Genomic DNA, 25,691 nt, shown 5'->3' with positions numbered 1-25,691 from the left:
GTGATCGATATCATCATTTTGTTTTTGCTTCTTATGGGAACGCTTGTCGGTCTAAAACGCGGGTTTATTCTTCAATTTATTAAATTGATCAGCTTTGTTGTTTCTATCTTAGTGGCGTCCATGTTTTATCAGTCACTGGCACCACAGCTTACGTGGATTCCTGCACCTAATTTTAGCGGCGGTCAACCGCAGCTCGCTTTCTTTAGCGGGAATCTAGAAACAGCTTATTATAATACCATTGCGTTTATCATTCTGTTTATCTTGACCAAAATCCTGCTCGCCATCATTGGCGGATTGCTCACAACCATTGCAAGTATACCTGTGATTAAACAGGTGAACAAACTGCTTGGCGGTGTTTTAGGATTTCTTGAAACCTATTTATTTGTGTTTATTCTATTGTTTGTCGCTGCATTACTTCCAGTAGATGCGCTGCAAACAATGATGAGCAAATCAATGTTAGCAGATGTGATCGTAAACAACACCCCTTACCTGTCCGGTCTTGTCAAAGACCTATGGTCGACGTATGGAGTTTAAAAACTTCTCCTTTCCTGGAGAAGTTTTTTCTCATTCCATGACAGAAAGTTGTAGGATGAAGGGAAAGTTTGTATATTTATATAGGAAGATGCCAAAGCGGCTGGAGGATGAGAGATGAATAAAAAAGATATTATCAAACTTCTTGAAACAATTGCAGTATATATGGAACTAAAAGGAGATAATCCTTTTAAAATTTCTGCCTTTCGTAAAGCAGCAGCGGCACTGGAACAAGACGACCGCAGCCTTTCTCAAATAGATGATCTATTAGCATTACCCGGCATTGGAAAAGGAACCTTTGCTGTGATCACAGAGTATATCGAAAAAGGACAATCAGAAACACTCGAACAATTAAAAAAGGAAGTGCCTGAAGGACTTGTCCCGCTCTTAAAATTGCAAGGACTTGGTGGGAAGAAGATTGCTAAGCTTTATCAAGAGCTTGGAGTCCATGATGCACAGTCATTAAAGGAAGCATGTGAAGCGGAAAAAGTACAAGCGCTTGCAGGCTTCGGTAGAAAAACAGAAGAAAAGATTCTCGCTGCTCTTGAGGAGGCCGGTAAGCAGCCAGAACGACTACCAATTGGCTTTGCATTAGATGTGGCAGAGCGGATTGATCATGCGCTTGAACAGATGAAGGGTATTCTTCGTTTTTCAAGAGCTGGCAGTTTAAGACGTGCACGGGAAACTGTCAAAGATCTAGATTATATCATTGCAACCAGCGATCCTGAACAAGTCAGAGAGCAGCTCGTTGCACTCGATGATGTCAAAGACGTTATCGCAAGCGGTGATACGAAGGTATCTGTCATTCTTGCCCTTGATTTTGAGATCAGTGTAGACTTCCGGCTTGTGACAACAGATCAATTTGCCACAACACTGCATCATTTCACCGGCTCAAAAGATCACAATATTCGCATGCGCCAGCTGGCGAAGGAACGCGGAGAGCGTATTAGTGAATATGGTGTAGAAACAATTGAAACTGGAGAAGTCAAAACGTTTGAAGACGAGGCCGCTTTTTATGCGCATTTTGAACTTCCGCTCATTCCGCCAGAAATTCGTGAAACCGGAGCGGAGATTGATACGTATAAAGAAAGTATGCAATTTGTAGAGTTAAAAGATATTAAAGGCGACCTTCATATGCACTCGACTTGGAGTGACGGCGCATTTTCTATTCGCGAAATGGCAGAGGCTTGTATCGCAAAAGGCTATGAATACATGGCGATTACAGACCACTCGCAATATTTAAAAGTAGCAAACGGTTTAACAAAAGAACGTTTACGTCTGCAAGCAAAAGAAATTGACAAGCTGAATCAAGAATTTGAGCATTTTCACATTTTCAAAGGGGTCGAAATGGATATTCTCCCGGATGGATCATTAGATTATGATGATGACTTTTTATCAGACATGGATTTTGTGATTGCGTCTATCCATTCGAGCTTTTCTCAGCCAGAGGAAGTCATCATGGAGCGCCTTGAAAATGCGCTGCGGAATCAGCATGTGGATTTAATTGCACATCCAACAGGCCGTTTGATCGGCAGACGGGACGGCTATGCCTTAAATATAGATCAGCTTATAGAGCTTGCGAAGAAAACGGGAACTGCACTAGAGCTCAACAGCAACCCGTCAAGACTTGATTTGAGAACAGAGCATTTAATGAAAGCAAACGAAGCAGGTGTAAACATCATGATCAATACAGATGCACACAATATCGCCATGCTGGATCATATGGAAGTTGGTGTAACAGCTGCAAGAAAAGGCTGGACACCAAAAGCAAATGTCGTGAATACTTTTTCTCTAAACGAGATCAAAAAGTTTTTAACGCGTGACAGGTAGTCGTTAGGAGGCTGGACCATGCTGCAACAAAAAGTGTTAGCATCATTAGAATTTCATAAAGTAAAAGAAAAAGTCATGTCCTATACCGCATCCTCATTAGGAAAAGAAAGAGCGCAGGATTTAACGCCGCTGACGGATATAGAAACCATTCAGCATTTGCTGGAAGAGGTAGCAGAAGCACAGGATGTTATCCGCTTAAAGGGATCGGCGCCATTTGGCGGGCTAACGGATATTAGACGCGGGGTCAAACGGGCAGAAATCGGCAGTACATTAAGCCCGTCTGAGCTCATGGAAATTGCAGGACTATTATATGCTGTGAAGAATATGAAGCATTTTCTCAAGTCCATGTATGAAGATGGTGTAGACATACCACGACTTCATACATATGCAGAGACACTGATTTTACTGCCTGAAGTCAGAAAAGAGATCGAAAGCTGTATTGGTGATAATGGAGAAGTTCTCGACCATGCCACCCCGGCACTTCGTTCATTGCGCATACAATTACGTTCACTTGAATCAAAAGTTCGTGATAAATTAGAATCCATGATTCGCTCACAATCTGCTTCGAAAATGCTGTCAGACACGATTGTCACTATTCGTAATGATCGGTTTGTGATTCCGGTAAAGCAGGAGTACCGCTCGAATTACGGCGGAATTGTTCACGATCAGTCATCATCTGGGGCAACCCTTTTTATCGAGCCGCAAGTGGTCGTGGATTTAAATAACACCTTGCAGCAAACCCGTTTAAAAGAAAAACAAGAGGTCGAAAAGATCCTGCAAATGCTGACAGAGAGTGTGTCAGAACACATTGAGGAACTGCTTCACAATGTAAAGGAGCTTCAGACGTTAGATTTTATTTTTGCTAAAGCAAAATATGCAAAGGCAGAAAAAGCCACAAAGCCTGCTGTGAACGATCAAGGGGAGATTTATTTAAAGCGGGCAAGACATCCTCTATTGCCTAGGGATCAGGTTGTGGCAAATGACATCGAGCTCGGCAAAGATTTTTCAACCATCGTCATTACTGGCCCAAATACAGGGGGTAAGACAGTTACCTTAAAAACGCTTGGTCTTCTGACGCTGATGACGCAGTCAGGCCTTCATATTCCAGTTGAAGAAGGATCGGAAGTGGCGGTGTTTGACCAAGTCTTTGCTGATATTGGAGATGAACAGTCGATTGAGCAAAGCTTGAGTACGTTCTCATCTCATATGGTCAATATTGTGGATATCTTAAAGAATTTGACATCTAACTCACTCGTGTTATTTGATGAATTAGGGGCAGGAACAGACCCTGCTGAAGGTGCCGCGCTGGCCATGAGTATCTTAGATGAAGTGCATCAAACAAATGCACGCGTCATCGCAACGACTCACTATCCTGAGCTGAAGGCTTACGGATATAACCGAGAAGGTGTCACAAATGCGAGTGTGGAGTTTGACATTGAAACCTTATCACCAACGTACCGCTTGCTCATCGGTGTGCCCGGACGAAGTAATGCATTTGAAATTTCTAAACGTCTTGGATTGCCAGATCACCTCATTGACCGGGCAAAAGCGGATATGCATGCCGAACATAATGAAGTAGACCAAATGATTGCTTCATTAGAAGACAGCAAGAAACAAGCAGAAGAAGAGCTGCATGAGACAGAAATCTATAGAAAAGAAGCAGAAAAGCTTCATAAAGAATTGCAGAGACAAATTCTTGAATGGAATGAGCAAAAGGACAAACTGCTAGAAGAAGCTGAACAAAAAGCGGCAGAAAAAATTGAACAAGCCTCAAAAGAAGCAGAAGATATTATTCAAGAGCTTCGGTCGATAAAAAATGAGCATCGCTCATTCAAAGAGCATGAACTCATCGATGCGAGAAAGCGTCTTGAAGAAGCAGTTCCTGAGTTTGACCGGAAGAAAAAGCCAGAGCCGGTGAAAAAAGCAGCAAGACAGCTAAAATCAGGCGACGAAGTGAAAGTGCTCACCTTCGGGCAAAAAGGAACGCTGCTTGAACAAACAGGTGACAAAGAATGGAGTGTCCAAATGGGCATTCTGAAAATGAAAGTAAAAGAAAAAGATATGGAATTTATCAAATCAGCACCTGAATTTAAGCAGGAAAAAGCCATTACGGCAGTCAAAGGAAAAGACTATCATGTATCGCTTGAGCTTGACTTAAGGGGCGAGCGTTATGAAAATGCCTTAAGCAGAGTCGAGAAATATTTAGATGATGCTGTCTTAGCTGGTTATCCGCGAGTGTCAATCATTCACGGAAAAGGAACTGGCGCCCTTAGAAAAGGGGTTCAGGAATTACTGAAACAGCACCGAAGTGTGAAAAATGCTCGTTTTGGGGAACAAGGCGAGGGAGGATCAGGCGTTACCATCGTCGAATTAAAGTAAAAAGGAGAAAACGCATGAAAGCCTTTTGGGAAAATGAACTTGTGGAAATTGCCGCCTATTACAGCGTGGCCGTCCTATGTCTTGTCTTATTTCTAACCATTTTTGAACTCGTTACCTCCTATAAAAACTGGGAAGAGATCCAGCGTGGGAACTTAGCTGTTGCCATGGCAACAGGCGGAAAGATTTTTGGGATTGCGAATGTGTTTCAGCATTCAATCGCACAGCACAATTCCCTTCTGCAAATGGTTGGATGGGGCGTATACGGCTTTGTGATGCTGCTTGTCAGCTATTTCATTTTTGAATTTTTAACACCGCGATTTAAAGTAGACAAAGAGATTGAGAATGATAATAGAGCGGTCGGGTTTATTTCACTCATTATTTCAGTTGGGCTGTCTTACGTAGTAGCAGCCGGCATTTAAGGAGACGACATGGAAAAGCTAGCAAAAGTATTAATCGTAGTTGCCTGCACTTTTGCGGTCATTGGTGCCGTTTACATGTTCCTGTGAAATGAAGAAGACAAAGTGAGAAAGCTGTCAGGGATTCCTTGGCAGCTTTTATCTCACCCAAAGGCGGCGAATCACATGAAGAAAATTCTGCAAAAAGACGAACTCATAAAGCGCATTGATACATGTCTCCAAATGACATCCCTGCCAAGAGATATATATGAACCGTATATTGCACGCCCATTTCAAACGACTGGATTTTTTGATGATTTGAGCCCTTATATTCAAATCGATTCGAGCGGCTATATTCTCATTCAATATGAACGAGGAATCCAAATGCTTCACAAAAGAACAAAAGCGGCGGATGAAGTCATTTACTGGATTTTAGCAGACACGATCTTTCTTACAGTCTACATAGACATGATGAGGCAGTATCAAGTCGACAACATCCAGACGCATTTACCGAATGACCCGAGTATCCATCAACAGATCGTGGAGAGAGTAAATGAGTCATTCCTTGCAATTGGTGGATTATATGAACAGTGGCATCATGAAGGAAAAAGAGCATCGATCGAAACACCAGCGAAGAAATAAAGATGGCATGGAACCAAGCTCTATTTGAAAAAATCAAACTGCCTTAAGGAAAAGTTTGCTATAATAAAATAGTACGAAAGTTCAGGAAGGAGGGTTTTTATGCAGTCAGATAAACGTTGGCTTCTGCATTACCCGAATCAAATTCCCCACGAACTCACCATCCCAAATGAGACGTTACAATCTTACTTATTCAGCTCCGCAGAGGCTGCACCTGAGCATACAGCCATTCATTTTCTAGGAAAAAACATCACCTATGAACAGCTCCAGGAAGAAGCATTGAAACTAGCTGGTTACCTGATGAAAATTGGCGTGAAAAAAGGCGACAGAGTAGCGATCATGCTGCCAAACTGTCCTCAATCTGTCATTTCTTATTATGCTGTTTTAATTGCAGGCGGCATTGTTGTTCAAACGAACCCGCTTTATACGGAGAAAGAATTGGCATATCAAATGGAGGACAGTGGCTCAAAAGTGCTGATTACACTGGATTTATTGTATCCAAAGGCCTATAAAATGAAAGCGCTGACAAGTATGGAGCACTTGATCATCACCAAACTACAGGATTATTTACCATTTCCGAAAAACATTCTGTTTCCTCTCGTCCAAAAAAGAAAAAATAAAATGGTCATCCAAGTAGAGAAAAGTGAGACCATTCATCACTTCTCACAAATCATGAAAGAATCGTCAGAAGAACAGATTCCGGCGCTTGCCATTGAACCGAAAGAGGATGTCGCTGTTTTGCAATATACAGGTGGAACGACCGGTTTACCAAAAGGGGTCATGCTTACGCATGAAAACATTTTAGCGAATACTGAAATGTGCGCTTCTTGGATGTATAAAACGACAAGAGGAAAAGAACGAATCCTCGGCATTATTCCGTTTTTTCATGTATACGGAATGACGACCGTATTAAATCTTGCTGTCAAAGAAGGGCATTCAATGATTCTCCTTCCTCGATTTGACGCAGCTGATACCCTCAAAACGATTGAAAAACAGAAACCGACACTCTTTCCAGGTGCACCAACCATGTATATCGCCTTGCTGCATCATCCGAACATTGAAAAGTATGACCTGTCGTCCATCACTGCATGTTTAAGCGGCTCGGCGGCTCTTCCTGTTGAAGTCAAACAGAACTTCGAAAAATTAACAGAAGGGCGTTTAGTAGAGGGATATGGTCTTTCCGAAACCTCACCAGTGACCCATTCTAACTTTTTATGGGGAGCGAATAAAACAGGCAGCATTGGCTGTCCGTGGCCTGGGACAGACGCAGGCATTTATTGCGAGGAAACGGGTGGCCTTAAAGAGCCGTATGAGCACGGAGAAATTATCGTCAAAGGGCCGCAAATTATGAAAGGCTACTGGAATCAGCCAGAGGAGACAGCAGCTGTATTAAGGGATGGATGGTTTTTCACCGGAGATATTGGGTATATGGATGAGGACGGTTTTTTCTATATCGTTGACCGGAAAAAAGATGTCATTATTGCGAGCGGTTATAATATTTACCCAAGAGAGGTCGAAGAAGCCCTATATGAGCATGAGCTTGTACAAGAAGTCGTTGTCGCAGGTATACCAGATCCTTATAGAGGAGAAACAGTAAAAGCGTTTGTTGTGCCGAAAAAGGATGCTTATTTAACAGAGGATGAACTCGATCGCTTTGTCAGAACGAGAATTGCTTCATTTAAAGTACCGCGCGTGTATGAATTTAAAGAATCACTGCCTAAAACGGCTGTCGGAAAAATTTTGCGCAGAGTATTAATTGAAGAAGAAAAAAGAAAGCAAGCTTCATCATCTGAGACACCTGTCGATCAATTGAAGAAATAACGACCTTCATCATCCGGTCGAGCGGCCGGATGATTTGAATGCTGACAGTCTGCTCTGGTATGATAAAGGTTGAAAAGAAAGAAGAAGATCACTTGACAAATCACCCGTTTCTTTTTAACATAAAGTTATGAATGAATGCTCATTCAATTTAGAAAGGGACGAAGCACATTGAAGCAGAAAAGACCGAAGTACATGCAAATTATTGATGCAGCAGTTGTGGTGATTGCGGAGAACGGCTATCATCAATCACAAGTTTCAAAGATTGCGAAACAAGCAGGGGTGGCAGACGGAACCATTTATCTTTATTTCAAAAACAAAGAGGATATTCTCATCTCATTGTTCAAAGAAAAAATGGGACAATTCATCGAACGGATGGAGACAGATATTCAAAAGAAGCCGTCTGCCAAAGAAAAGCTACTACTGTTGATTGAGGAGCATTTTCGCATGCTGGCGCAAAATCATCATTTGGCTCTTGTGACACAGCTTGAACTCAGGCAGTCAAACCTTGAGCTGCGGCAAAAAATCAATGAGGTGCTAAAAGGGTATTTAAATATGCTCGAGTCGATTTTAACAGAAGGAAAGAAAACAGGAGAATTCAGACAAAATTTAGATGTCCGCTTAGCAAGACAAATGGTATTTGGGACGATTGATGAAACCGCAACAACATGGGTCATGAATGATCAAAAGTATGATCTGCCTGCACTCGCAGAAAATGTACATGATCTGCTGTTAAACGGAATACATCAATCCTAAAGACAATGTGAAAAAGGATGATTGACATGGAAAAGATACTCAGCTTACATCATGAAGGACAGACAGCGCTCATCACGATTCAGAACCCACCTGCAAATGCCTTATCCTCTCAGCTGCTCACAGAGCTTAATGACATGTTCGATGAGCTAGAACAGAATGAAGAAGTAAGAGCGATTGTGATTCACGGAGAAGGCAGATTCTTCTCAGCAGGTGCTGATATTAAAGAATTTACTACTTTACAGGAAGAGTCTGATTATGCAAGCCTCGCAGATAGAGGACAGCAAGTTTTTGAACGGATTGAACAGTGTCCAAAACCAGTCATTGCCTCGATTCACGGGGCAGCATTAGGCGGAGGCCTTGAGCTTGCCATGTCTTGTGATATCCGAATCGCAACAAAAGATGCGAAGCTTGGACTTCCAGAACTAAACCTCGGCATTATTCCAGGATTCGGCGGCACGCAGCGCCTCCCGCGCTACGTTGGTTCTGCTAAAGCGCTTGAAATGATGGGAACAGCTGAACCGATTACAGGTGAAGAAGCATTTGCCTGCGGACTTGTTACAAAGCTGGCAGAAACAGAGGAAGAAGCGCTCACAGCGGCTAAAACACTTGCGGGGAAATTTGCAGCGAAAAGCCCAAAATCACTTGAATATGTGCTTGATTTATTGAACGCAACAAAATTGTATTCATATGACGGCGGAATGAAGCTGGAAGCCAAAAAGTTTGGTGAGGTTTTCCAATCAAATGACGCCAAAGAAGGCATCCAGGCCTTTATCGAAAAGCGCAAACCGAACTTTAAAGGGGAATAAGGGATAAGTACGACACAAGGGGGAGAAATAAATGAATATATTTGTTTTGATGAAGCGTACGTTTGACACGGAAGAGAAAATTTCTATTCAGTCTGGTGCAATTCAAGAAGATGGAGCAGAGTTCATTATTAATCCTTATGACGAGTATGCCATTGAAGAAGCCATTCAGCTTCGCGATGAGCACGGGGGAGAAGTGACCGTTGTGACAGTAGGCGGTGAGGATGCGGAGAAACAGCTGAGAACAGCGCTTGCAATGGGTTGTGACAGGGCCGTCTTATTAAACGTGGAAGATGACTTAGAAGAGTGGGACCAATATTCAGCTTCTACCATTCTTTATCACTATTTAAAAGACAAAGAGGCTTCCTTGATTTTAGCAGGGAATGTAGCAATTGACGGCGGCTCTGGACAGGTAGCCCCGCGTCTTGCTGAATTACTCGGCTTTTCATATGTGACAACGATAACAAGCATTCAAATTGATGGCGGCTCTGCGTCGATTGAACGAGATGCAGAGGGTGATGTGGAAGTCATTTCTGCCGAACTCCCGCTAGTCGTCACAGCTCAGCAAGGACTCAATGAGCCTCGCTATCCATCATTACCAGGCATTATGAAGGCAAAGAAAAAGCCTTTAGAAGAATTGGAACTTGATGATTTAGATCTGGACGAAGACGATGTACCATATAAAATCAAAACAATTGAACGTTTCTTACCGGAGAAAAAAGAGGGTGGCAAGGTGCTGAGCGGCGAGCTTCAGGATCAAGTCAAAGAACTGACAGATCTACTCAGAAATGAAGCAAAAGTCATCTAAACATCCACTTTACGATATCACGAGAACAAGGGGGAGCTTGAAGATGAGTAAAAAAGTTGTTGTACTTGGAGAAAGTCGTGACGGTAAATTAAGAAATGTGACATTTGAAGCCATTGCTGCCGCTCACAAAGTGGCAGATGGCGGTGAGGTCATTGGCGTGTTAATAGGGGATGACGTCAAAAGCCTAGCGGATGAACTGCTTTACTATGGAGCAGATCATGTCATGATTGTGGAGCATCCGCACCTTTCATATTATACATCAGATGGTTTTGCGCAGGCGCTTCAAGCCATATTAGATCAGGTCGATCCAGATGCTGTGCTCTTTGGCCATACGTCTATCGGAAAAGACTTGTCGCCGAAAATAGCCGCACGTCTCCAGACTGGCTTGATTTCAGATGCGATCGATGTAAGCGTTACCGGCGAACATCTTGTTTTCACCAGACCGATTTACTCTGGAAAAGCCTTCGAAAAAGTCATTTCCACAGACCGCCTGCTTCTAGCCACCATCCGGCCAAACAACGTGGCGCCATTTGAGCGGGATGCGTCACGAGGCGGAGAAGTCACACCAGTTTCTGTCGATATTCAGAACCTTCGGACGATCGTGAAGGAAGTCATTAAAAAAACGTCAGAAGGTGTAGATTTATCGGAAGCAAAGGTCATTGTTGCTGGAGGACGCGGGGTTAAGAGCAAGGAAGGCTTTGAACCGCTGAATGAACTCGCTGAGACGCTCGGGGCAGCAGTCGGAGCCTCGCGTGGCGCCTGTGACGCCGATTACTGTGATTATGCCCTGCAAATTGGTCAAACGGGAAAAGTCGTCACACCTGATCTTTATATTGCATGCGGGATATCAGGAGCGATTCAGCATTTAGCGGGAATGTCTAACAGTAAAGTCATTGTGGCGATCAACAAAGACCCAGAAGCAGAAATCTTCAAAATCGCCGATTACGGAATCGTCGGTGACTTGTTTGAAGTGGTACCGCTTTTGAATGAAGAGTTAAAAAAGATGAATATCCACTCGTAACGCTCATACACTCAGAATGCCTAGGTATTCTGGGTTTTTTTGTATGTAATCAAGAAGAAAAGGAGCGGTTGACAAGTGAAGGGGACAGTAAAAGTCAATGACGTGATCGGACGCATTTCTAAACACATTTATGGGCACTTTCAGGAGCATTTAGGAAGAGGGATTTATGACGGGATTTGGGTAGGAAAAGACTCAGAGATTGACCATATTGACGGGATTCGTACTGATGTGCTGAAGGCGCTTCAAGCATTACATATTCCGGTGCTGAGGTGGCCGGGGGGCTGTTTCGCAGACGAGTATCACTGGGCAAATGGTGTAGGTGATCTCAGTGAACGAAAGCCAATGGTCAATACCCATTGGGGTGGTACGGTTGAATCCAATGCATTTGGTACGCATGAATTTATGACATTGTGTGAGCTGCTTGAATGTGAGCCATACATTTGCGGCAATGTGGGAAGCGGGTCTGTTCAAGAATTAGCCGATTGGGTCGAATACATGACATTTCCAAAAGGGACACCTATGTCAGACTGGCGCATTAAAAACGGAAAACAAGAACCTTGGAAGCTGACCTATGTTGGTGTAGGCAATGAAAGCTGGGGCTGCGGCGGGAATATGACGCCTGAATACTATGCAGATTTATATAAACGCTATCAAACGTACGTAAGAGAATTTGCAGGGCAGCGTATTTATAAAATCGCCTGCGGTGCGAACTCTAATGACGTGAATTGGACAAAAGTATTGATGGAGCGGGCTGCACAGTGGATGGATGGGCTCAGTTTACATTATTACACCGTACCTGGTACATGGGAGAAAAAGGGGTCAGCGACTGAATTTGATGAAGATGAATGGTTTATTACGCTGAAAAAGGCCTATGAGATGGAACGGCTTGTCGAAGACCATGGAGAAATCATGGATCGTTATGACCCAGACAAGCGAATCGGGATGATTATTGATGAATGGGGGACATGGTATGACCCAGAGCCAGGAACAAATCCTGGGTTTTTATATCAGCAAAACACGCTAAGAGACGCCCTTGTGGCCGCCCTCCATTTTCATATTTTTCATCGCCATTGCGAGCGGATTCATATGGCAAATATTGCTCAGACGGTCAATGTGCTGCAAGCGATGGTATTAACAAAGGACGAAAAGATGCTTCTGACACCTACGTATCATGTATTTCACATGTTTCAAGTGCATCAAGAGGAAGATGCGCTTGAAGTGGAGTTCGTTTCACCGCCGTATGAACGAAAAGGTGAAAAAATTCCTCAGGTCAGTGTGTCAGCCTCGCGTTCATCAGGGAAGATGCATATTAGCTACTGTCACTTGAATCCGCATGAACAAACAGAGATATCCCTTGCCATTGAAGGGATTGATGAACAAACGAAAGTCACTGGACGTGTGCTGACGGCCGATCGCATGAATGCCCATAATACATTCGATGAACCTCATTCTGTTCAGCCAAAAGACTTTCAGCAAATGACTGTAAAGTCCGGCGAATTAACGGTGGAGCTGCCGCCAATGTCAGTGGTCATGATAACTGTCGACCTCGCTTAATTGCATATTTCGATGTTTGATGAGAAGAATGTTGGGGCATCATACATTGTAAATGAAGCGGAAAGGGTGTCATGTCATATGCTTAGAACCATTCTAATGATCATCGGTGCGATTGTTGTTATTGGTGCGATTATACGGTTTGTTTTTTAATTCATTTCCTAAAAAATGATTCGTAAGCATTTCATTCGCAAGTCACATTGGTAGATGCTATACTAAAAAGCATAATTTACATTGGAGGAATGAATAATGGCAATCGTAAAAGCGACTGACGCAACATTTTCACAAGAAACTGCAGAAGGTGTTGTTCTTGCAGACTTTTGGGCACCATGGTGTGGACCTTGTAAAATGATTGCTCCAGTTCTTGAAGAACTTGATCAAGAAATGGGCGACAAAATGAAAATCGTAAAAATTGATGTAGACGATAACCAAGAAACTGCTGGTAAATACGGCGTTATGAGTATCCCAACACTTCTTGTTTTAAAAGACGGTGAAGTTGTAGAAACTTCTGTTGGTTTCAAACCAAAAGAAGCACTTGCTGAACTTGTCAACAAACATCTATAAACCGATCTATGTCCAAGCGGCATAATCATTGAAGCGGTTCTCGTAAAGACGAGAGCCGCTTTTCTTTCAACATGGTATAAAACAAATGTTCGTGATACACTAGAAGGAGTGAAAGAGGAAAACAAGGACGGATGAAAATATGAACAAACTAATCAAAGAAAAGCTGTCAGTCCTGCCGGATCAACCAGGCTGTTACTTAATGAAAGATAGACAAAATACGATCATTTATGTAGGAAAAGCAAAGGTTTTAAAAAACAGGGTGCGCTCTTATTTCACTGGATCACATGACGCCAAAACGCAGCGGCTTGTCAGTGAAATTGAAGACTTTGAATACATTGTCACCTCTTCTAATATCGAAGCGCTTATTTTAGAACTGAATTTAATCAAAAAATATGACCCAAAATACAATGTCATGCTCAAGGATGACAAGACGTATCCTTTTATAAAAATTACGAATGAACGCCATCCTAAGCTGATCGTCACCCGCAATGTAAAAAAGGACAAAGGAAAATATTTCGGTCCATACCCAAACGTACAAGCAGCTCGAGAAACAAAAAAGCTGCTCGACCGCCTATATCCACTGAGAAAATGCGCCACCCTTCCTGACCGCGTCTGTCTTTATTATCATCTTGGACAATGTCTTGCGCCATGTGTGTATGACATTTCCGAGGAAACGAATAAGCAGCTCGTGGACGAAATCACAAGGTTTCTAAACGGGGGACATCAGCAAATCAAAAAAGAACTCACCGAAAAGATGCAGGAAGCCGCTGAAAATTTAGAGTTTGAACGGGCAAAAGAACTAAGAGACCAAATCGCATATATCGACTCAACGATGGAAAAACAGAAAATGACGATGAGTGATTTATCAGATCGAGATGTCTTTGCCTATGCCTATGATAAAGGCTGGATGTGTGTCCAAGTTTTCTTTATCAGACAGGGGAAATTGATTGAACGTGATGTCAGCTTGTTCCCTATGTATCAGGACCCTGAGGAAGAGTTCCTCACGTTTATGGGGCAATTTTATGAAAAGAACAACCATTTTCTGCCGAAGGAAATTTTGGTGCCGGACAGTGTTGATCAAGAGATGATTGAGCAATTGCTTGAGACGAACGTTCACCAGCCGAAAAAAGGAAAGAAAAAGGATCTGCTTTTACTTGCCCATCAAAATGCCAAAATCGCTTTAAAAGAAAAATTTTCGCTCATTGAGCGTGATGAAGAGCGGACAATTGGTGCGGTGAAGCAGCTCGGGGATGCGCTTAATATTTATATGCCATACAGAATCGAGGCATTTGATAACTCCAATATTCAAGGGGCAGACCCGGTTTCTGCCATGGTCGTCTTTCAGGACGGGAAGCCCTATAAAAAGGAATACCGAAAATACAAAATAAAAACCGTCTCAGGGCCAGATGATTATGCATCCATGCGTGAAGTCATTAGAAGACGATATACCCGCGTGTTAAAGGATGAACTGCCGCTGCCAGATTTAATTTTAATTGACGGAGGAAAAGGACAGATCAACGCAGCTATCGATGTGCTTGAAAATGAATTGAATCTGTCTGTCCCAGTCGCAGGTCTTGTAAAAGATGAAAAACACCGGACTTCAAATCTCATGATGGGAGATACACTTGAAATTGTTGCGCTGGAGCGGAATAGCCAGGCTTTTTACTTATTGCAGCGCATTCAAGATGAAGTGCACCGGTTCGCCATTAGCTTTCACCGGCAGCTGCGCGGAAAAAATGCATTCCAGTCTATTTTAGACGATGTACCGGGTATCGGAGAAAAGCGTAAAAAGCAGCTCCTCAAACATTTTGGCTCTGTGAAAAAAATGAAAGAAGCCTCTATCCAAGACTTTCAGGAGGCTGGCATTCCGAAACAGACGGCTGAACTTTTAATGGAAGCATTAAAAAAATAGATTGTACTTTTACCAAAAGTCTGTTAAGATGTGACTAATTTAATAAATGAACGTGTTGTTTGTTGAAGATAGAGGTGCGAACTTCAAGAGTAAGCCTTCGGAGATCGATGGGATCTAAGAAGAGGGGTGAAAGGGGAGCGTCGCCGAAGTGAATAAAATCCACTCATTTTATTCGCTGGCTGTACATTGAAGAAATGTAGGGCTGTCAAGAATTCATTTCTTGGAGGGCTATCTCATTGTTTGCATCGTTTAATGATGATTTTAAAGCAATGGGAGATTTGTTCTCTCATTGCTTTTTTATTTGCAGTGAGCGGCCAGTCTCCAAAGCTGCCTCTTCTCTCACACGTGAACTTTTGAAAAAGGGTGGTAGACATGGGACTAATTGTACAAAAATTTGGCGGAACTTCCGTTGGGTCGACAGAAAAAATTCGTAATGCCGCAGAGAGAGTGATCGCTGAACGCGAGGCAGGACATGATGTGGTTGTGGTTGTATCAGCGATGGGCAAATCAACGGATGTTCTAGTAGACCTAGCGAAAGAACTCACAGACGATCCAAGCAAAAGAGAAATGGATATGCTGCTCGCAACGGGTGAGCAAGTGACCATTTCATTATTAGCGATGGCGCTCCAAGCAAGAGGCTATGATGCCATCTCTTTTACAGGCTGGCAGGCTGGTATGAAAACAGAGCATGTACACGGAAATGCAAGAATCGTGGACATTGATGAATCAAGAATAAAAGAGGCATTAAGTGCGGGGAAAGTCGTTGTTGTGGCAGGCTTCCAAGGAATTGCAGATGACTTACATATCACAACTCTTGGCCGCGGCGGATCAGATACAACAGCTGTGGCACTGGCTGCCGCACTAAAAGCTGATAAATGTGATATTTACACTGATGTACCAGGAGTGTTTACGACAGATCCGCGTTATGTATCATCTGCGCGGAAACTTGCAGGCATTTCATACGATGAGATGCTTGAGCTGGCTAATTTAGGAGCTGGGGTTCTGCATCCAAGAGCTGTTGAATTTGCGAAAAATTATCAAGTCCCGCTAGAAGTCCGTTCTAGTATTGAAAATGAATCGGGTACGTTAATTGAGGAGGAATCATCCATGGAACAAAACTTAGTCGTCAGAGGCATTGCATTTGAAGATCAGATTACACGTGTGACAGTGTGCGGGCTTTCAAGCGGTTTAACAACATTATCGACCATTTTTACGACGCTTGCGAAACAGAATATCAATGTCGATATCATCATTCAGTCTGCCACAAGCACCAATCAGACGTCGATCTCTTTCTCTGTGAAAACGGATGATTTGTCCAAAACAGTTGAAGTATTAGAAGAATATAAAGGGGCGCTTGGCTACGAGCAGATTGAGACAGAAAGCAAATTAGCGAAAGTATCCATCGTAGGATCTGGAATGGTCTCAAATCCAGGGGTAGCTGCTGAAATGTTTGCTGTGTTAGCGCAAAAAGACATTCAAGTGAAAATGGTCAGTACGTCTGAAATCAAAGTCTCAACGGTCGTTGGCCGTGATGATATGGTCAAAGCGGTTGAAGCGCTGCATGATGCGTTTGATTTATCAAAGGTGAGCGCCGCTGCTCATTCTTAAAAAGGTAAAGAGGTGATCTCATGAAAGAGGGTCGCCTCTTTTTTCTATATGGAAACGACTGAAACGGGCGTAAACCCATTCATTAAGTATGCTATGATAGATGTAGACATATAAAAAAGGCGTGACCTGAAGTCCGCGCCTTTTATCAAGAGTATTAGCTAGGGTCTCTTAAATCCCATTTAACGGTTAAAATGACTTTCTCAGCACGCTTTTTCACTTGTTCGTAGGATTCAGCCACGTGCTCATTCAGAAGCTGAATTTGTTCAGCAATAAAACCCGCTTCCATCTGAAAGCATGGCTCCTTTTGATAGGTGAGTCGATTGGATACTAGTGGACCTTCGAGCTCAAACTCAATTTCCTGTTTTTTCGAATGGACCATTGTGAGAGTCCCCCATCCGGCATCATGGAAAAATTCGGGGATCTTCTCCCATGATTCTTGAGGAAATTTACGAGCAAGCAGTTTACCCGCAAAATACATCATAGATGAATGGTCCTGACCAAGAATATCAGGCAGCAGAACTTCGCGTATCAGCTCGTAGGCAAATCCATTGACTTCAATTTCTTTTAGCTGTTCTAAGTTAGATTCGAATTTATTCATTGTACGGCTCCCCTCTTTCAACAATTTATTATAGCTTATGTGGGCATATGATGACAGAGTTTTCCCTGAAGTCTAAGAAATTCTTATTGTAGTAAAACGAATTTTGATTTAAAACTTTTAAATTTCGGAAAATTTTAATTTATGTACGCGGTTTCTTGACGCTTTTTTGACATAGGAGTAAAATGAAATTGTCAATAAATTTGAATAAAGTGCTTACAATTGAAAGAAGCGGGGGTAAGACAATTTTCAAGCAATTGCACTTTTTTTACTAGGGGGTAAAGTAATGTCGGGGAACAAAGAATTTTTTTATCGGAGATTGCATTCTTTGCTTGGCGTCATTCCGGTCGGTCTATTTTTAATACAGCACTTAGTGGTTAACCACTTTGCGACAAATGGACCAGAGGCGTTTAACAAAGCTGCACACTTTATGGAACAGCTTCCTTTCAGATATGCACTTGAGCTGTTCGTGATTTTCTTACCACTGATCTATCATGCTGTTTATGGGGTGTACATAGCCTTTACGGCACAAAACAACACGTCTCGCTTCAGTTACTTAAGAAACTGGCTGTTCAGATTGCAAAGGATTTCAGGTATTATCACATTGATTTTTGTCTCTTGGCACGTATGGGAAACACGAATTCAAGCTCAGCTTGGAGCTGAAGTCAACTATGACATGATGGCGAATATTTTAAGCTCTCCATTTATGCTAGGCTTCTATATTGTCGGCGTTTTATCTACTATTTTCCACTTTGCTAATGGCTTGTGGTCATTTGCTGTCAGCTGGGGAATTACCGTTTCACCACGCTCACAACGAATCTCCACATATGTGACATTAGGTATATTTATAGCGCTTTCATATGTAGGGCTAAGAGCAATTTTCGCTTTTGTTTAAGAGGAAATAGATTAGTAGAAGAGGGAGAGGGGCTACAATGAGTAATTCTAGCATCATCGTTGTCGGAGGCGGCTTAGCTGGTCTCATGGCAACTATTAAAGCAGCAGAAGCGGGAACAGCTGTTCAACTATTTTCAATCGTACCTGTGAAACGTTCGCATTCTGTATGTGCACAGGGCGGAATCAACGGAGCGGTCAATACAAAAGGTGAAGGGGATTCACCTTATGAGCATTTTGATGACACTGTATACGGCGGAGATTTCTTAGCCAACCAGCCGCCAGTAAAGGCAATGTGTGAAGCAGCACCGTCCATTATCCACTTACTTGATCGTATGGGTGTTATGTTTAATAGAACACCAGAGGGATTATTGGACTTCCGCCGCTTCGGGGGAACACAGCACCACCGTACAGCGTTTGCTGGAGCTACAACAGGCCAGCAGCTATTATACGCACTGGATGAGCAGGTTCGCCGCTATGAAGTAGCAGGACTTGTCACGAAATATGAAGGCTGGGAATTCCTTGGCGCTGTTTTAGATGACGAGGAAGTATGCCGCGGGATTGTCGCGCAGAACTTGACGACAATGGAAATTGAATCTTTCCGATCAGATGCAGTCATCATGGCAACAGGCGGTCCTGGAATCGTTTTCGGTAAATCAACAAACTCTATGATTAACACTGGATCTGCAGCATCTATCGTCTATCAGCAAGGTGCACATTATGCAAATGGAGAATTCATTCAAATTCACCCGACAGCGATCCCAGGAGATGACAAGCTTCGTCTTATGAGTGAATCAGCTCGTGGTGAGGGCGGACGTGTTTGGACATATAAAGACGGGAAGCCTTGGTACTTCCTTGAAGAAAAATACCCAGCATACGGGAACCTTGTACCGCGTGACATCGCAACGCGTGAAATCTTTGACGTATGTGTCGAGCAAAAGCTTGGCATCAACGGAGAGAACATGGTATATCTGGATCTTTCTCACAAAGATCCAAAAGAGCTTGATATTAAGCTTGGCGGAATCATTGAAATCTATGAAAAATTCATGGGTGACGACCCGCGTAAGCTGCCGATGAAAATCTTCCCAGCTGTTCATTACTCTATGGGCGGATTATGGGTCGATTATGATCAAATGACGAATATCAAAGGTCTATTCGCTGCCGGAGAATGTGATTATTCAATGCACGGCGGAAACAGACTTGGTGCAAACTCACTTCTTTCTGCGATTTACGGCGGAATGGTCGCTGGACCAAATGCGGTGAAGTACATTAACGGTCTTGAAAAATCTGCAGAAGACCTTTCTTCTGCACTATTTGACAGCGCCGTGAAGAAAGAGCAGGAGAAATGGGACAACATCCTCAGCATGGACGGAACAGAAAATGCGTACGTGCTTCATAAAGAGCTTGGAGAATGGATGACGGATAACGTTACAGTGGTTCGTTACAATGACAAACTCTTAAAAACAGATGAGAAGATCGAAGAACTAATGGAGCGCTACAAGAAGATCAACATCAATGATACCGCATCATGGAGCAACCAAGGCGCTGCCTTCACGCGTCAGCTTGACAACATGCTTCAGCTGGCAAGAGTCATTACGATCGGGGCATATAACCGGAATGAAAGCCGAGGCGCACACTATAAACCGGAATTCCCAGAGAGAAACGATGAAGAATTCCTTAAAACAACGATGGCTACGTTCAAAGGGAAAAATCAAAAGCCTGCATTCCACTATGAGGACGTCGATGTATCGTTAATTGCACCTCGTAAACGAGATTACTCGAAGAAAAAGGTGGAGAAATAAGATGAGTGAAAAAAACACAATTCAATTCATTATCACACGTCAAGATACTGCAGATGGAAAGCCTTATGATGAGGAATTCGAAATCCCTTACCGCCCAAATATGAACGTCATTTCTGCACTCATGGAAATTAGACGTAACCCGGTCAATAAACAAGGTGAAAAAACAACAGCGATCAACTGGGACATGAACTGTCTTGAAGAGGTGTGCGGAGCTTGTTCCATGGTTATTAATGGAACACCGCGCCAGTCATGTACAGCACTAATTGATCAATTAGATCAGCCGATCCGTCTTCAGCCGATGAAGACATTCCCGGTCGTGAGAGACTTGCAGGTTGATAGAAGCCGCATGTTCAACTCCTTGAAAAAAGTAAAAGCATGGGTGCCGATCGATGGCACATATGATCTTGGACCTGGACCAAGAATGCCTGAGAAAAAACGTCAATGGGCGTATGAGCTTTCTAAATGTATGACATGTGGTGTCTGCCTTGAAGCTTGTCCAAACGTAAATGATAAGTCTTCCTTTATGGGCCCTGCTCCGCTTTCGCAAGTTCGTCTATTTAACGCACATCCGACAGGTGCGATGAATAAGTCTGACCGTCTAGAAGAAATTATGGGAGACGGCGGTCTTGCGAACTGCGGGAACTCTCAAAACTGTGTGCAGGCTTGTCCGAAAGGAATCCCGCTGACAACGTCAATTGCAGCACTTAACCGAGATACAACATTACAAGCTTTCCGTAACTTCTTCGGAAGCGATCACGCAGAATAACATCACATTCAGTCCTCTTTGCCAATCATGATGAGTGTTTACAAGAGGCTGGATGGAACACAAAATAAACGCCTCTTCCAATATGGGAGAGGCGTTTATTGATGAATAAGGAGATGATGAAGTGAGACTTCCGTCATATATTGAAGAACCATTTGAAGAATGGAGAGCATCCTTTCGATTTTATGTCGAAACGACTGTCCGTTTTTCAGAAACGGATATGTTCGGCCATATGAACAATGTCACCCCTTTTGTCTATTTTGAAGAAGCACGGATTGCCTTTTTTCAAAAAACAGGAATTGTGGATAAACGAATGAAACGTGTGAAAGAGACGATTACAGTCGTGGCAAATCTGCAATGTGATTACATCAAACAGGTGGAGATTGGGGAGCGGCTTCGTGTGTATGTAAAGCCGGAAAAAGTCGGATCAAGCTCACTTATCCTTCATTATTTAGGAGAAAACGAGCAGCAGGAACCATGCTTTACAGGCTCAGTCACCATGGTGCAAATTAATAAAGAAACAGGCGCATCTGTCCCATTTACAGAGGAAGAAAAAGAGACATTTCAAGCTCAGCGAAATGGGTAGCATGCAGCCTCAGCAACGTGTAAGCTTCATTTTGTTATAATAAAAAGATCATATCAAGAAGAACAAAAGGAGAACACATGAAGATTTTTCAATATGACACCATTGATAGTACAAATAATGAAGCGAAAAGGCTCATTCAGCAAGGAGAAAAACCTTCATTTGCTGTCTATGCACATCAGCAGACAGAAGGAAGAGGCAGGCTAGGCAGACCGTGGGAAACACCTGCAGGGAATGTCGCTTTGACCATGACAGTTTTGCCGCCAGAAGAACTCTCCACCCAGTCAACGATTGCTCCGCTGACGGCACTAGCGATCTACGATGTACTCAAACCTCTCATCAGGGCTGAGGATCAGCTGGCGATCAAATGGCCAAATGATATTCTCATCAATGAAGCAAAGGTATCAGGCACATTGATTGAAGCGGACCGTACCGCCATTTATATCGGGGTTGGCATCAATGTGAAGACAAAGCCGGAGCATGTTCCGTACAAAACCATTTGCCTATCAGAGCTTACAGAGGTGAATGCCGATCAGCTTGTGAAGGAACTTGCAGCCGCTTTTGAAAAATATCATACACGCTGGAAGAATGAAGGGTTTGAAGCACTCACTTCCCTCTATAACAAACGGTTATATCGTCTTCATAAACCGCTGCGGATTTCGTTAGACCGTGAAAAACAAACATGGGAAGAGGGCATTTGCTACGGAGTCAACCGCTACGGTCATCTCCAGCTCAAAGATGAGAAAGGGCAGATAAAAGCTCATTCTGCTGGAGATATCGATGCACCGCTTCAGCATTAAAAAAAGCAGACGATATTCTCGTCTGCTTTAAGCTTCTCTTTTAATATGAGGCTGAATCACATAGTCTTGTTTTGTGAAAACAACTCCGTCTAGAATTTCTCTTGCAGTTCGAATGACTTTGACTCTATTTTGAGAGATGTTAATTTCCGTTTGCATAATACCGGCAGGATGCCCAATACGAAGGGTGTCATCTTGACCTTGGAACAGCTGAGAAGGAAGCGTTCCATCCAAGAAACAGCTGGCCGTCACGCAGACAGAACCGGTAATGGCAAGTGCTTGGTGCGGTCGTTGCATCGATAGCATACGAACGATGATGTCCATATCTTCTGCTCGTCTCAAGATTCCATTTGTATCTACATAATCAGCAGGCTCGCTGATGAGCGCAAGCTTTGGAACAGCTGGAGACTGTAATGTGGCCATTTCTTTTGGTGCAAAGTGACACATTTCAGCAGCGAGGGAACGAATTTCTTCTAAATCATCCAGTAATTCGTCTGTAAACTCTTCAGGTAATTCAGTTCCTTTTAATTGAATATCTTTCGCGCGAATAAAGGCAATTGGATTTGCAATGTCAACGATCGAGATTGGAATCTCCCCAAACTTTGTTTGAATCGTATCAATTTTGTTTCCAGTCGGATAGGTTTTACCTGTGACAGCTCCTTCAGGTTTCTCAAAGGATAAATAAATGGGAGAACCAGTTCCTTTTACGCCTGGAATTTCTGCCTGTCCTTCAAATTTTACTTCTCCATTTTCAACTTCGACCTCTGCCGTAATGACTTTATTTGTATTGGTATTGAGGATACGTACAGTCGTAATGGGCTCAACTGCTTGAACAAGTCCTTTAATGATCGCATACGGTCCAACGGCTGATGAGATGTTCCCGCAGTTTCCTTTAAAGTCGACATATCTCTCATTAATACTGACCTGTGCAAATGTATAGTTCACATCCACATCCGGGCGTGTGGCTTTATCGATAATGGCCACTTTACTTGTTAAAGAATTACCGCCGCCGATCCCATCGACCTGCAGCCGGTCAGGACTGCCCATAATGTCTAATAGAAATGCCTCGAGCTCATCGTGTTCATATGGTGCATTGTCAGCGTGAATGAATACTCCTTTGCTTGTACCGCCTCGCATGATTGTGATTGGAACTTTTCTCATGACTCTCACCCTCAATTTTTAATTAACTGTTTATCTAACCAAAATGGTAAAGTATAATAAGAAATAAGTTAAATACATTATTTTGAGAGAAATCAATAAAAATATTTTATAATTAGTAAAAAAGGAGGGCATACAATGGATGAAAAAGATTGGCGGTTTTTAAAGGTACTTTATGAAGAAAAGAACATCACAAAAGCGGCAGAAAAATTATTTGTCTCTCAGCCTGCCTTAAGCTATCGATTGAAACAGCTTGAAGAGGAGTTTGATATGAAACTTTTCTTTAAAAGAAAACGAGGAATTGAATTTACATCAGAGGGCGAATACTTGGCTAAATACGCAAATGACATGCTCAAACAGCTGCAGCAAACGAAAGATGGCATGCTCAATATGCAAAAAAAGGTCAAAGGAACGATTCGCTTAGGGGTCTCAAGTAACTTTGCCCAGTATAAACTGCCAGAAATATTAAAAGAATTTTCTAAGCAGTATCCACATGTTCAATTTATGGTCAACACAGGCTGGAGCACAAAGGTAATGGATTTATTAGGAACATCAAGTGTGCATTTAGGGATTTTAAGAGGTGATTATGACTGGAATGGAGAGCGTTTTTTGCTTGATAAAGAGCGTCTTTGCATTATTTCAAAATCAGAAATTCAGCTAAAGGATCTCCCGAATCTGCCGCTCATTGACTATCATACAGACAGTTCATTAAAACGGCTGATTAACAGATGGTGGCAGGAAACGTTCACAATGCCTCCGCTTGTCACGATGGAGACAGACCGTCAGGATACATCAAAAGAGATGGTGAAGCATGGTTTAGGATATGCCATTGTCCCAGAAATTTGCCTCAGACCAAGTGATGAGTTATTTGTAAAAGGACTTTCGTATAAAGATGGACAGCCTGTTTTAAGAGATACATGGCTCATGTACCAGCCAGACTCACTTCATTTGTCTGTGGTGAAAGCGTTCATTGAGTTTTTAAGAAATCAGCAAGGTTGATTATAAAAGAAATTTATTGAATATACGAAAAAATCGATATTTTCATTATAAAAAAAGCTATTATATCCTTGAAATAGAAAGCGCTAACATATAGATCGCAAGTGCAAGGGGGCGCTTGCAGATCATGTAAAGAAGAGGATGGAGGGATATAAAGTGCTAGCTATTTTAGGGATCTTGATGGTCTTGACATTTACATTTCTCATTATGACAAAACGTATGCATCCGGTGGTGGCTCTAACCGTTGTACCTATCATATTTGCATTGATCGGCGGCTTTAACAAAGGGTTAGGGGACATGATGCTTGATGGACTGAAAACTGTTGCACCATCAGCTGCTTTATTGTTATTTGCGATTTTATTCTTCGGTGTCATGCTGGATGCTGGATTGTTTGATCCTCTGATTAAACTCATTCTACGTATTGTAAAAGGTGATCCTGTCAAAATTGCTTTTGGGGTAGCGATTTTGTCTATGCTTGTTGCATTAGATGGTGATGGAACAACAACGTACATGATTACCGTATCAGCTATGCTGCCACTTTTCTTAAGAATTGGGATGAACCCATTAATTTTAGGAACAATTTCATTATTATCATTAGGAATTATGAGCGGAATGACGCCATGGGGCGGTCCAGCTACTCGTGCAATCGCGGCGCTTGGATTAGATGCAGGCGAATTTTTCATTCCATTACTCCCAACGATGGTTGGAGGCGGTCTTTTTATACTTTTTACTGCTTATGTACTTGGGAAAAAAGAAAGAAAACGGATTGGGATTGCAGAGATTCAGTACAAAGAAGAGCCGTCCATTTCTCCTGAATTGGCTGCATCAATTGAAGATGGAGTAGCTGATATCAAGAGACCGAATCTGATTTGGATTAACTTCTTCCTTACAGTTGCTGTCATGGTCACACTCGTCATGGATATCATACCAATTCCTGTACTCTTCTTAATTGGATTTGTCATCGCTCTGATGATCAACTATCCAAAGGTTGAAGATCAGCGCGAGCGAATTTTATCTCATGCAGGAAACGCATTAACGGTTATCACACTTGTATTTGCCGCAGGGATTTTCACAGGGATTTTTTCTGGAACAAAAATGGTTGAGTCCATTGCCAATTTGGTCATTTACATGATTCCGGATTCCTACAGCTCATTTTTCCCGCTGATTGTTGCTTTGACGAGTATGCCATTTACATTTGTGCTCTCAAACGATGCTTACTATTTCGGAGTGCTGCCAATCTTGGCTGAAGCCGGCGCAGCTTACGGGATTGATCCGGTGGAAATTGCACGTGCCTCTATCATAGGGCAGCCTGTTCACTTACTGAGTCCGCTTGTAGCTTCAACACTGCTGCTTGTCAGTATGCTGAACAAAGATATTGGTGATTTGCAAAAATATGCACTGCTATGGACCGTGTTAACTGCCCTTTTTACAACACTTATTGCATTGTTAACAGGCGCCATTTCAATCTTTTAAATACCACGCAAAAAAGGA

Annotated in this window: 23 protein-coding genes and 1 riboswitch; of the genes, 21 read left to right on the top strand and 2 right to left on the bottom strand. The window is 42.6% G+C overall.

Annotated features, from left to right (window positions below):
* From NSU11_RS13350 to NSU11_RS13285, 14 genes are all read left to right on the top strand, one after another.
* Positions 1-534: a CvpA family protein gene (locus NSU11_RS13350; RefSeq protein WP_024423226.1), complete on the top strand. Its 534-nt coding sequence runs from the start codon at positions 1-3 to the stop codon at positions 532-534.
* 114 nt (positions 535-648) lie between these two features.
* Positions 649-2,361: a DNA polymerase/3'-5' exonuclease PolX gene (gene polX / locus NSU11_RS13345; RefSeq protein WP_024423225.1), complete on the top strand. Its 1,713-nt coding sequence runs from the start codon at positions 649-651 to the stop codon at positions 2,359-2,361.
* Between the two features lie 21 nt (positions 2,362-2,382).
* A complete protein-coding gene (locus NSU11_RS13340) occupies positions 2,383-4,740 on the top strand; it encodes an endonuclease MutS2 (protein WP_024423224.1) in 2,358 nt (785 codons plus the stop codon).
* A gap of 14 nt (positions 4,741-4,754) precedes the next feature.
* Entirely contained in the window at positions 4,755-5,159 is a 405-nt protein-coding gene (locus NSU11_RS13335) for a DUF350 domain-containing protein (RefSeq protein ID WP_007501637.1), read from the top strand.
* Positions 5,160-5,321: 162 nt separating this feature from the next.
* Positions 5,322-5,777, top strand: a complete 456-nt coding sequence (locus NSU11_RS13330) for an immunity 63 family protein (RefSeq protein WP_342493627.1) — start codon at positions 5,322-5,324, stop codon at positions 5,775-5,777.
* Positions 5,778-5,876: 99 nt separating this feature from the next.
* Positions 5,877-7,595: an AMP-binding protein gene (locus NSU11_RS13325; RefSeq protein ID WP_342493626.1), complete on the top strand. Its 1,719-nt coding sequence runs from the start codon at positions 5,877-5,879 to the stop codon at positions 7,593-7,595.
* A gap of 168 nt (positions 7,596-7,763) precedes the next feature.
* Entirely contained in the window at positions 7,764-8,348 is a 585-nt protein-coding gene (locus NSU11_RS13320; protein ID WP_024423221.1) for a TetR/AcrR family transcriptional regulator, read from the top strand.
* Positions 8,349-8,374: 26 nt separating this feature from the next.
* A complete protein-coding gene (locus NSU11_RS13315) occupies positions 8,375-9,154 on the top strand; it encodes an enoyl-CoA hydratase (RefSeq protein WP_024423220.1) in 780 nt (259 codons plus the stop codon).
* A gap of 31 nt (positions 9,155-9,185) precedes the next feature.
* Entirely contained in the window at positions 9,186-9,959 is a 774-nt protein-coding gene (locus tag NSU11_RS13310; protein ID WP_024423219.1) for an electron transfer flavoprotein subunit beta/FixA family protein, read from the top strand.
* Positions 9,960-10,002: 43 nt separating this feature from the next.
* Positions 10,003-10,980 carry an electron transfer flavoprotein subunit alpha/FixB family protein gene (locus NSU11_RS13305; RefSeq protein WP_024423218.1) on the top strand — a complete coding sequence of 326 codons (978 nt, stop codon included), beginning with the start codon at positions 10,003-10,005 and terminating at the stop codon, positions 10,978-10,980.
* A 75-nt stretch (positions 10,981-11,055) separates the two neighbouring features.
* The gene (locus NSU11_RS13300) at positions 11,056-12,534 is read left to right on the top strand and encodes an alpha-N-arabinofuranosidase (RefSeq protein WP_342493625.1); all 1,479 of its coding nucleotides are present in this window, start codon (positions 11,056-11,058) and stop codon (positions 12,532-12,534) included.
* A 246-nt stretch (positions 12,535-12,780) separates the two neighbouring features.
* Positions 12,781-13,095 (top strand): thioredoxin, encoded by a 315-nt coding sequence (trxA, locus tag NSU11_RS13295; protein WP_007501629.1) that lies wholly within the window; start codon positions 12,781-12,783, stop codon positions 13,093-13,095.
* Positions 13,096-13,234: 139 nt separating this feature from the next.
* Positions 13,235-15,007, top strand: coding sequence for an excinuclease ABC subunit UvrC (gene uvrC, locus NSU11_RS13290; protein ID WP_024423216.1), 1,773 nt, complete (start codon positions 13,235-13,237; stop codon positions 15,005-15,007).
* Positions 15,008-15,068: 61 nt separating this feature from the next.
* Positions 15,069-15,246, top strand: a riboswitch (Lysine riboswitch).
* Positions 15,247-15,379: 133 nt separating this feature from the next.
* Complete coding sequence (locus NSU11_RS13285; RefSeq protein ID WP_149126404.1) at positions 15,380-16,615, top strand: aspartate kinase; 1,236 nt, start codon at positions 15,380-15,382, stop codon at positions 16,613-16,615.
* 154 nt (positions 16,616-16,769) lie between these two features.
* Here NSU11_RS13285 and NSU11_RS13280 read toward each other — a convergent pair whose 3' ends face one another.
* A complete protein-coding gene (locus NSU11_RS13280) occupies positions 16,770-17,213 on the bottom strand; it encodes a YslB family protein (protein WP_024423214.1) in 444 nt (147 codons plus the stop codon).
* 283 nt (positions 17,214-17,496) lie between these two features.
* On the opposite strand from NSU11_RS13280, the gene NSU11_RS13275 reads away from it, so the two are divergent.
* The 5 genes from NSU11_RS13275 (at position 17,497) to NSU11_RS13255 (ending at position 22,049) form a co-directional block, all read left to right on the top strand.
* Positions 17,497-18,105: a succinate dehydrogenase cytochrome b558 subunit gene (locus NSU11_RS13275; RefSeq protein WP_024423213.1), complete on the top strand. Its 609-nt coding sequence runs from the start codon at positions 17,497-17,499 to the stop codon at positions 18,103-18,105.
* A gap of 37 nt (positions 18,106-18,142) precedes the next feature.
* Positions 18,143-19,903 (top strand): succinate dehydrogenase flavoprotein subunit, encoded by a 1,761-nt coding sequence (gene sdhA / locus NSU11_RS13270; protein ID WP_122631787.1) that lies wholly within the window; start codon positions 18,143-18,145, stop codon positions 19,901-19,903.
* 1 nt (position 19,904) lies between these two features.
* Positions 19,905-20,669, top strand: coding sequence for a succinate dehydrogenase iron-sulfur subunit (gene sdhB, locus NSU11_RS13265; RefSeq protein ID WP_060596956.1), 765 nt, complete (start codon positions 19,905-19,907; stop codon positions 20,667-20,669).
* 121 nt (positions 20,670-20,790) lie between these two features.
* Positions 20,791-21,252, top strand: coding sequence for a thioesterase family protein (locus NSU11_RS13260; RefSeq protein WP_024423210.1), 462 nt, complete (start codon positions 20,791-20,793; stop codon positions 21,250-21,252).
* Positions 21,253-21,329: 77 nt separating this feature from the next.
* On the top strand, positions 21,330-22,049 hold the full coding sequence (locus NSU11_RS13255) for a biotin--[acetyl-CoA-carboxylase] ligase (protein ID WP_342493624.1): 720 nt from the start codon (positions 21,330-21,332) through the stop codon (positions 22,047-22,049).
* 27 nt (positions 22,050-22,076) lie between these two features.
* Here the strand turns inward: NSU11_RS13255 and NSU11_RS13250 are convergent, their stop codons facing one another.
* Complete coding sequence (locus tag NSU11_RS13250) at positions 22,077-23,207, bottom strand: PrpF domain-containing protein (protein WP_149126406.1); 1,131 nt, start codon at positions 23,205-23,207, stop codon at positions 22,077-22,079.
* A gap of 135 nt (positions 23,208-23,342) precedes the next feature.
* Here NSU11_RS13250 and NSU11_RS13245 point away from each other — a divergent pair, with 135 nt between their 5' ends.
* Together NSU11_RS13245 and NSU11_RS13240 are read left to right on the top strand one after the other, a co-directional pair.
* On the top strand, positions 23,343-24,203 hold the full coding sequence (locus NSU11_RS13245; protein WP_024423208.1) for a LysR family transcriptional regulator: 861 nt from the start codon (positions 23,343-23,345) through the stop codon (positions 24,201-24,203).
* Positions 24,204-24,356: 153 nt separating this feature from the next.
* Positions 24,357-25,673 (top strand): citrate:proton symporter, encoded by a 1,317-nt coding sequence (locus NSU11_RS13240; RefSeq protein WP_024423207.1) that lies wholly within the window; start codon positions 24,357-24,359, stop codon positions 25,671-25,673.
* Positions 25,674-25,691 lie beyond the last annotated feature (18 nt).

The sequence above is a fragment of the Bacillus sp. FSL R5-0712 genome (genome assembly GCF_038593285.1).
Lineage (GTDB): Bacteria > Bacillota > Bacilli > Bacillales > Bacillaceae > Bacillus > Bacillus safensis.
The sequence above is the reverse complement of the archived record's forward strand: the minus strand, read 5'-3'. Positions and strand labels throughout refer to the sequence as shown.

Coding starts and splice junctions, on each gene's coding strand:
- NSU11_RS13305 (WP_024423218.1), top strand. CDS start 10,003: ATGAGTAAAAAAGTTGTTGTACTTGGAGAAAGTCGTGACGGTAAATTA.
- NSU11_RS13330 (WP_342493627.1), top strand. CDS start 5,322: ATGAAGAAAATTCTGCAAAAAGACGAACTCATAAAGCGCATTGATACA.
- NSU11_RS13335 (WP_007501637.1), top strand. CDS start 4,755: ATGAAAGCCTTTTGGGAAAATGAACTTGTGGAAATTGCCGCCTATTAC.
- NSU11_RS13285 (WP_149126404.1), top strand. CDS start 15,380: ATGGGACTAATTGTACAAAAATTTGGCGGAACTTCCGTTGGGTCGACA.
- NSU11_RS13315 (WP_024423220.1), top strand. CDS start 8,375: ATGGAAAAGATACTCAGCTTACATCATGAAGGACAGACAGCGCTCATC.
- NSU11_RS13325 (WP_342493626.1), top strand. CDS start 5,877: ATGCAGTCAGATAAACGTTGGCTTCTGCATTACCCGAATCAAATTCCC.
- NSU11_RS13280 (WP_024423214.1), bottom strand. CDS start 17,213: ATGAATAAATTCGAATCTAACTTAGAACAGCTAAAAGAAATTGAAGTC.
- sdhA (WP_122631787.1), top strand. CDS start 18,143: ATGAGTAATTCTAGCATCATCGTTGTCGGAGGCGGCTTAGCTGGTCTC.
- uvrC (WP_024423216.1), top strand. CDS start 13,235: ATGAACAAACTAATCAAAGAAAAGCTGTCAGTCCTGCCGGATCAACCA.
- polX (WP_024423225.1), top strand. CDS start 649: ATGAATAAAAAAGATATTATCAAACTTCTTGAAACAATTGCAGTATAT.
- NSU11_RS13245 (WP_024423208.1), top strand. CDS start 23,343: ATGGATGAAAAAGATTGGCGGTTTTTAAAGGTACTTTATGAAGAAAAG.
- trxA (WP_007501629.1), top strand. CDS start 12,781: ATGGCAATCGTAAAAGCGACTGACGCAACATTTTCACAAGAAACTGCA.
- NSU11_RS13250 (WP_149126406.1), bottom strand. CDS start 23,207: ATGAGAAAAGTTCCAATCACAATCATGCGAGGCGGTACAAGCAAAGGA.
- NSU11_RS13275 (WP_024423213.1), top strand. CDS start 17,497: ATGTCGGGGAACAAAGAATTTTTTTATCGGAGATTGCATTCTTTGCTT.
- NSU11_RS13310 (WP_024423219.1), top strand. CDS start 9,186: ATGAATATATTTGTTTTGATGAAGCGTACGTTTGACACGGAAGAGAAA.
- sdhB (WP_060596956.1), top strand. CDS start 19,905: ATGAGTGAAAAAAACACAATTCAATTCATTATCACACGTCAAGATACT.
- NSU11_RS13255 (WP_342493624.1), top strand. CDS start 21,330: ATGAAGATTTTTCAATATGACACCATTGATAGTACAAATAATGAAGCG.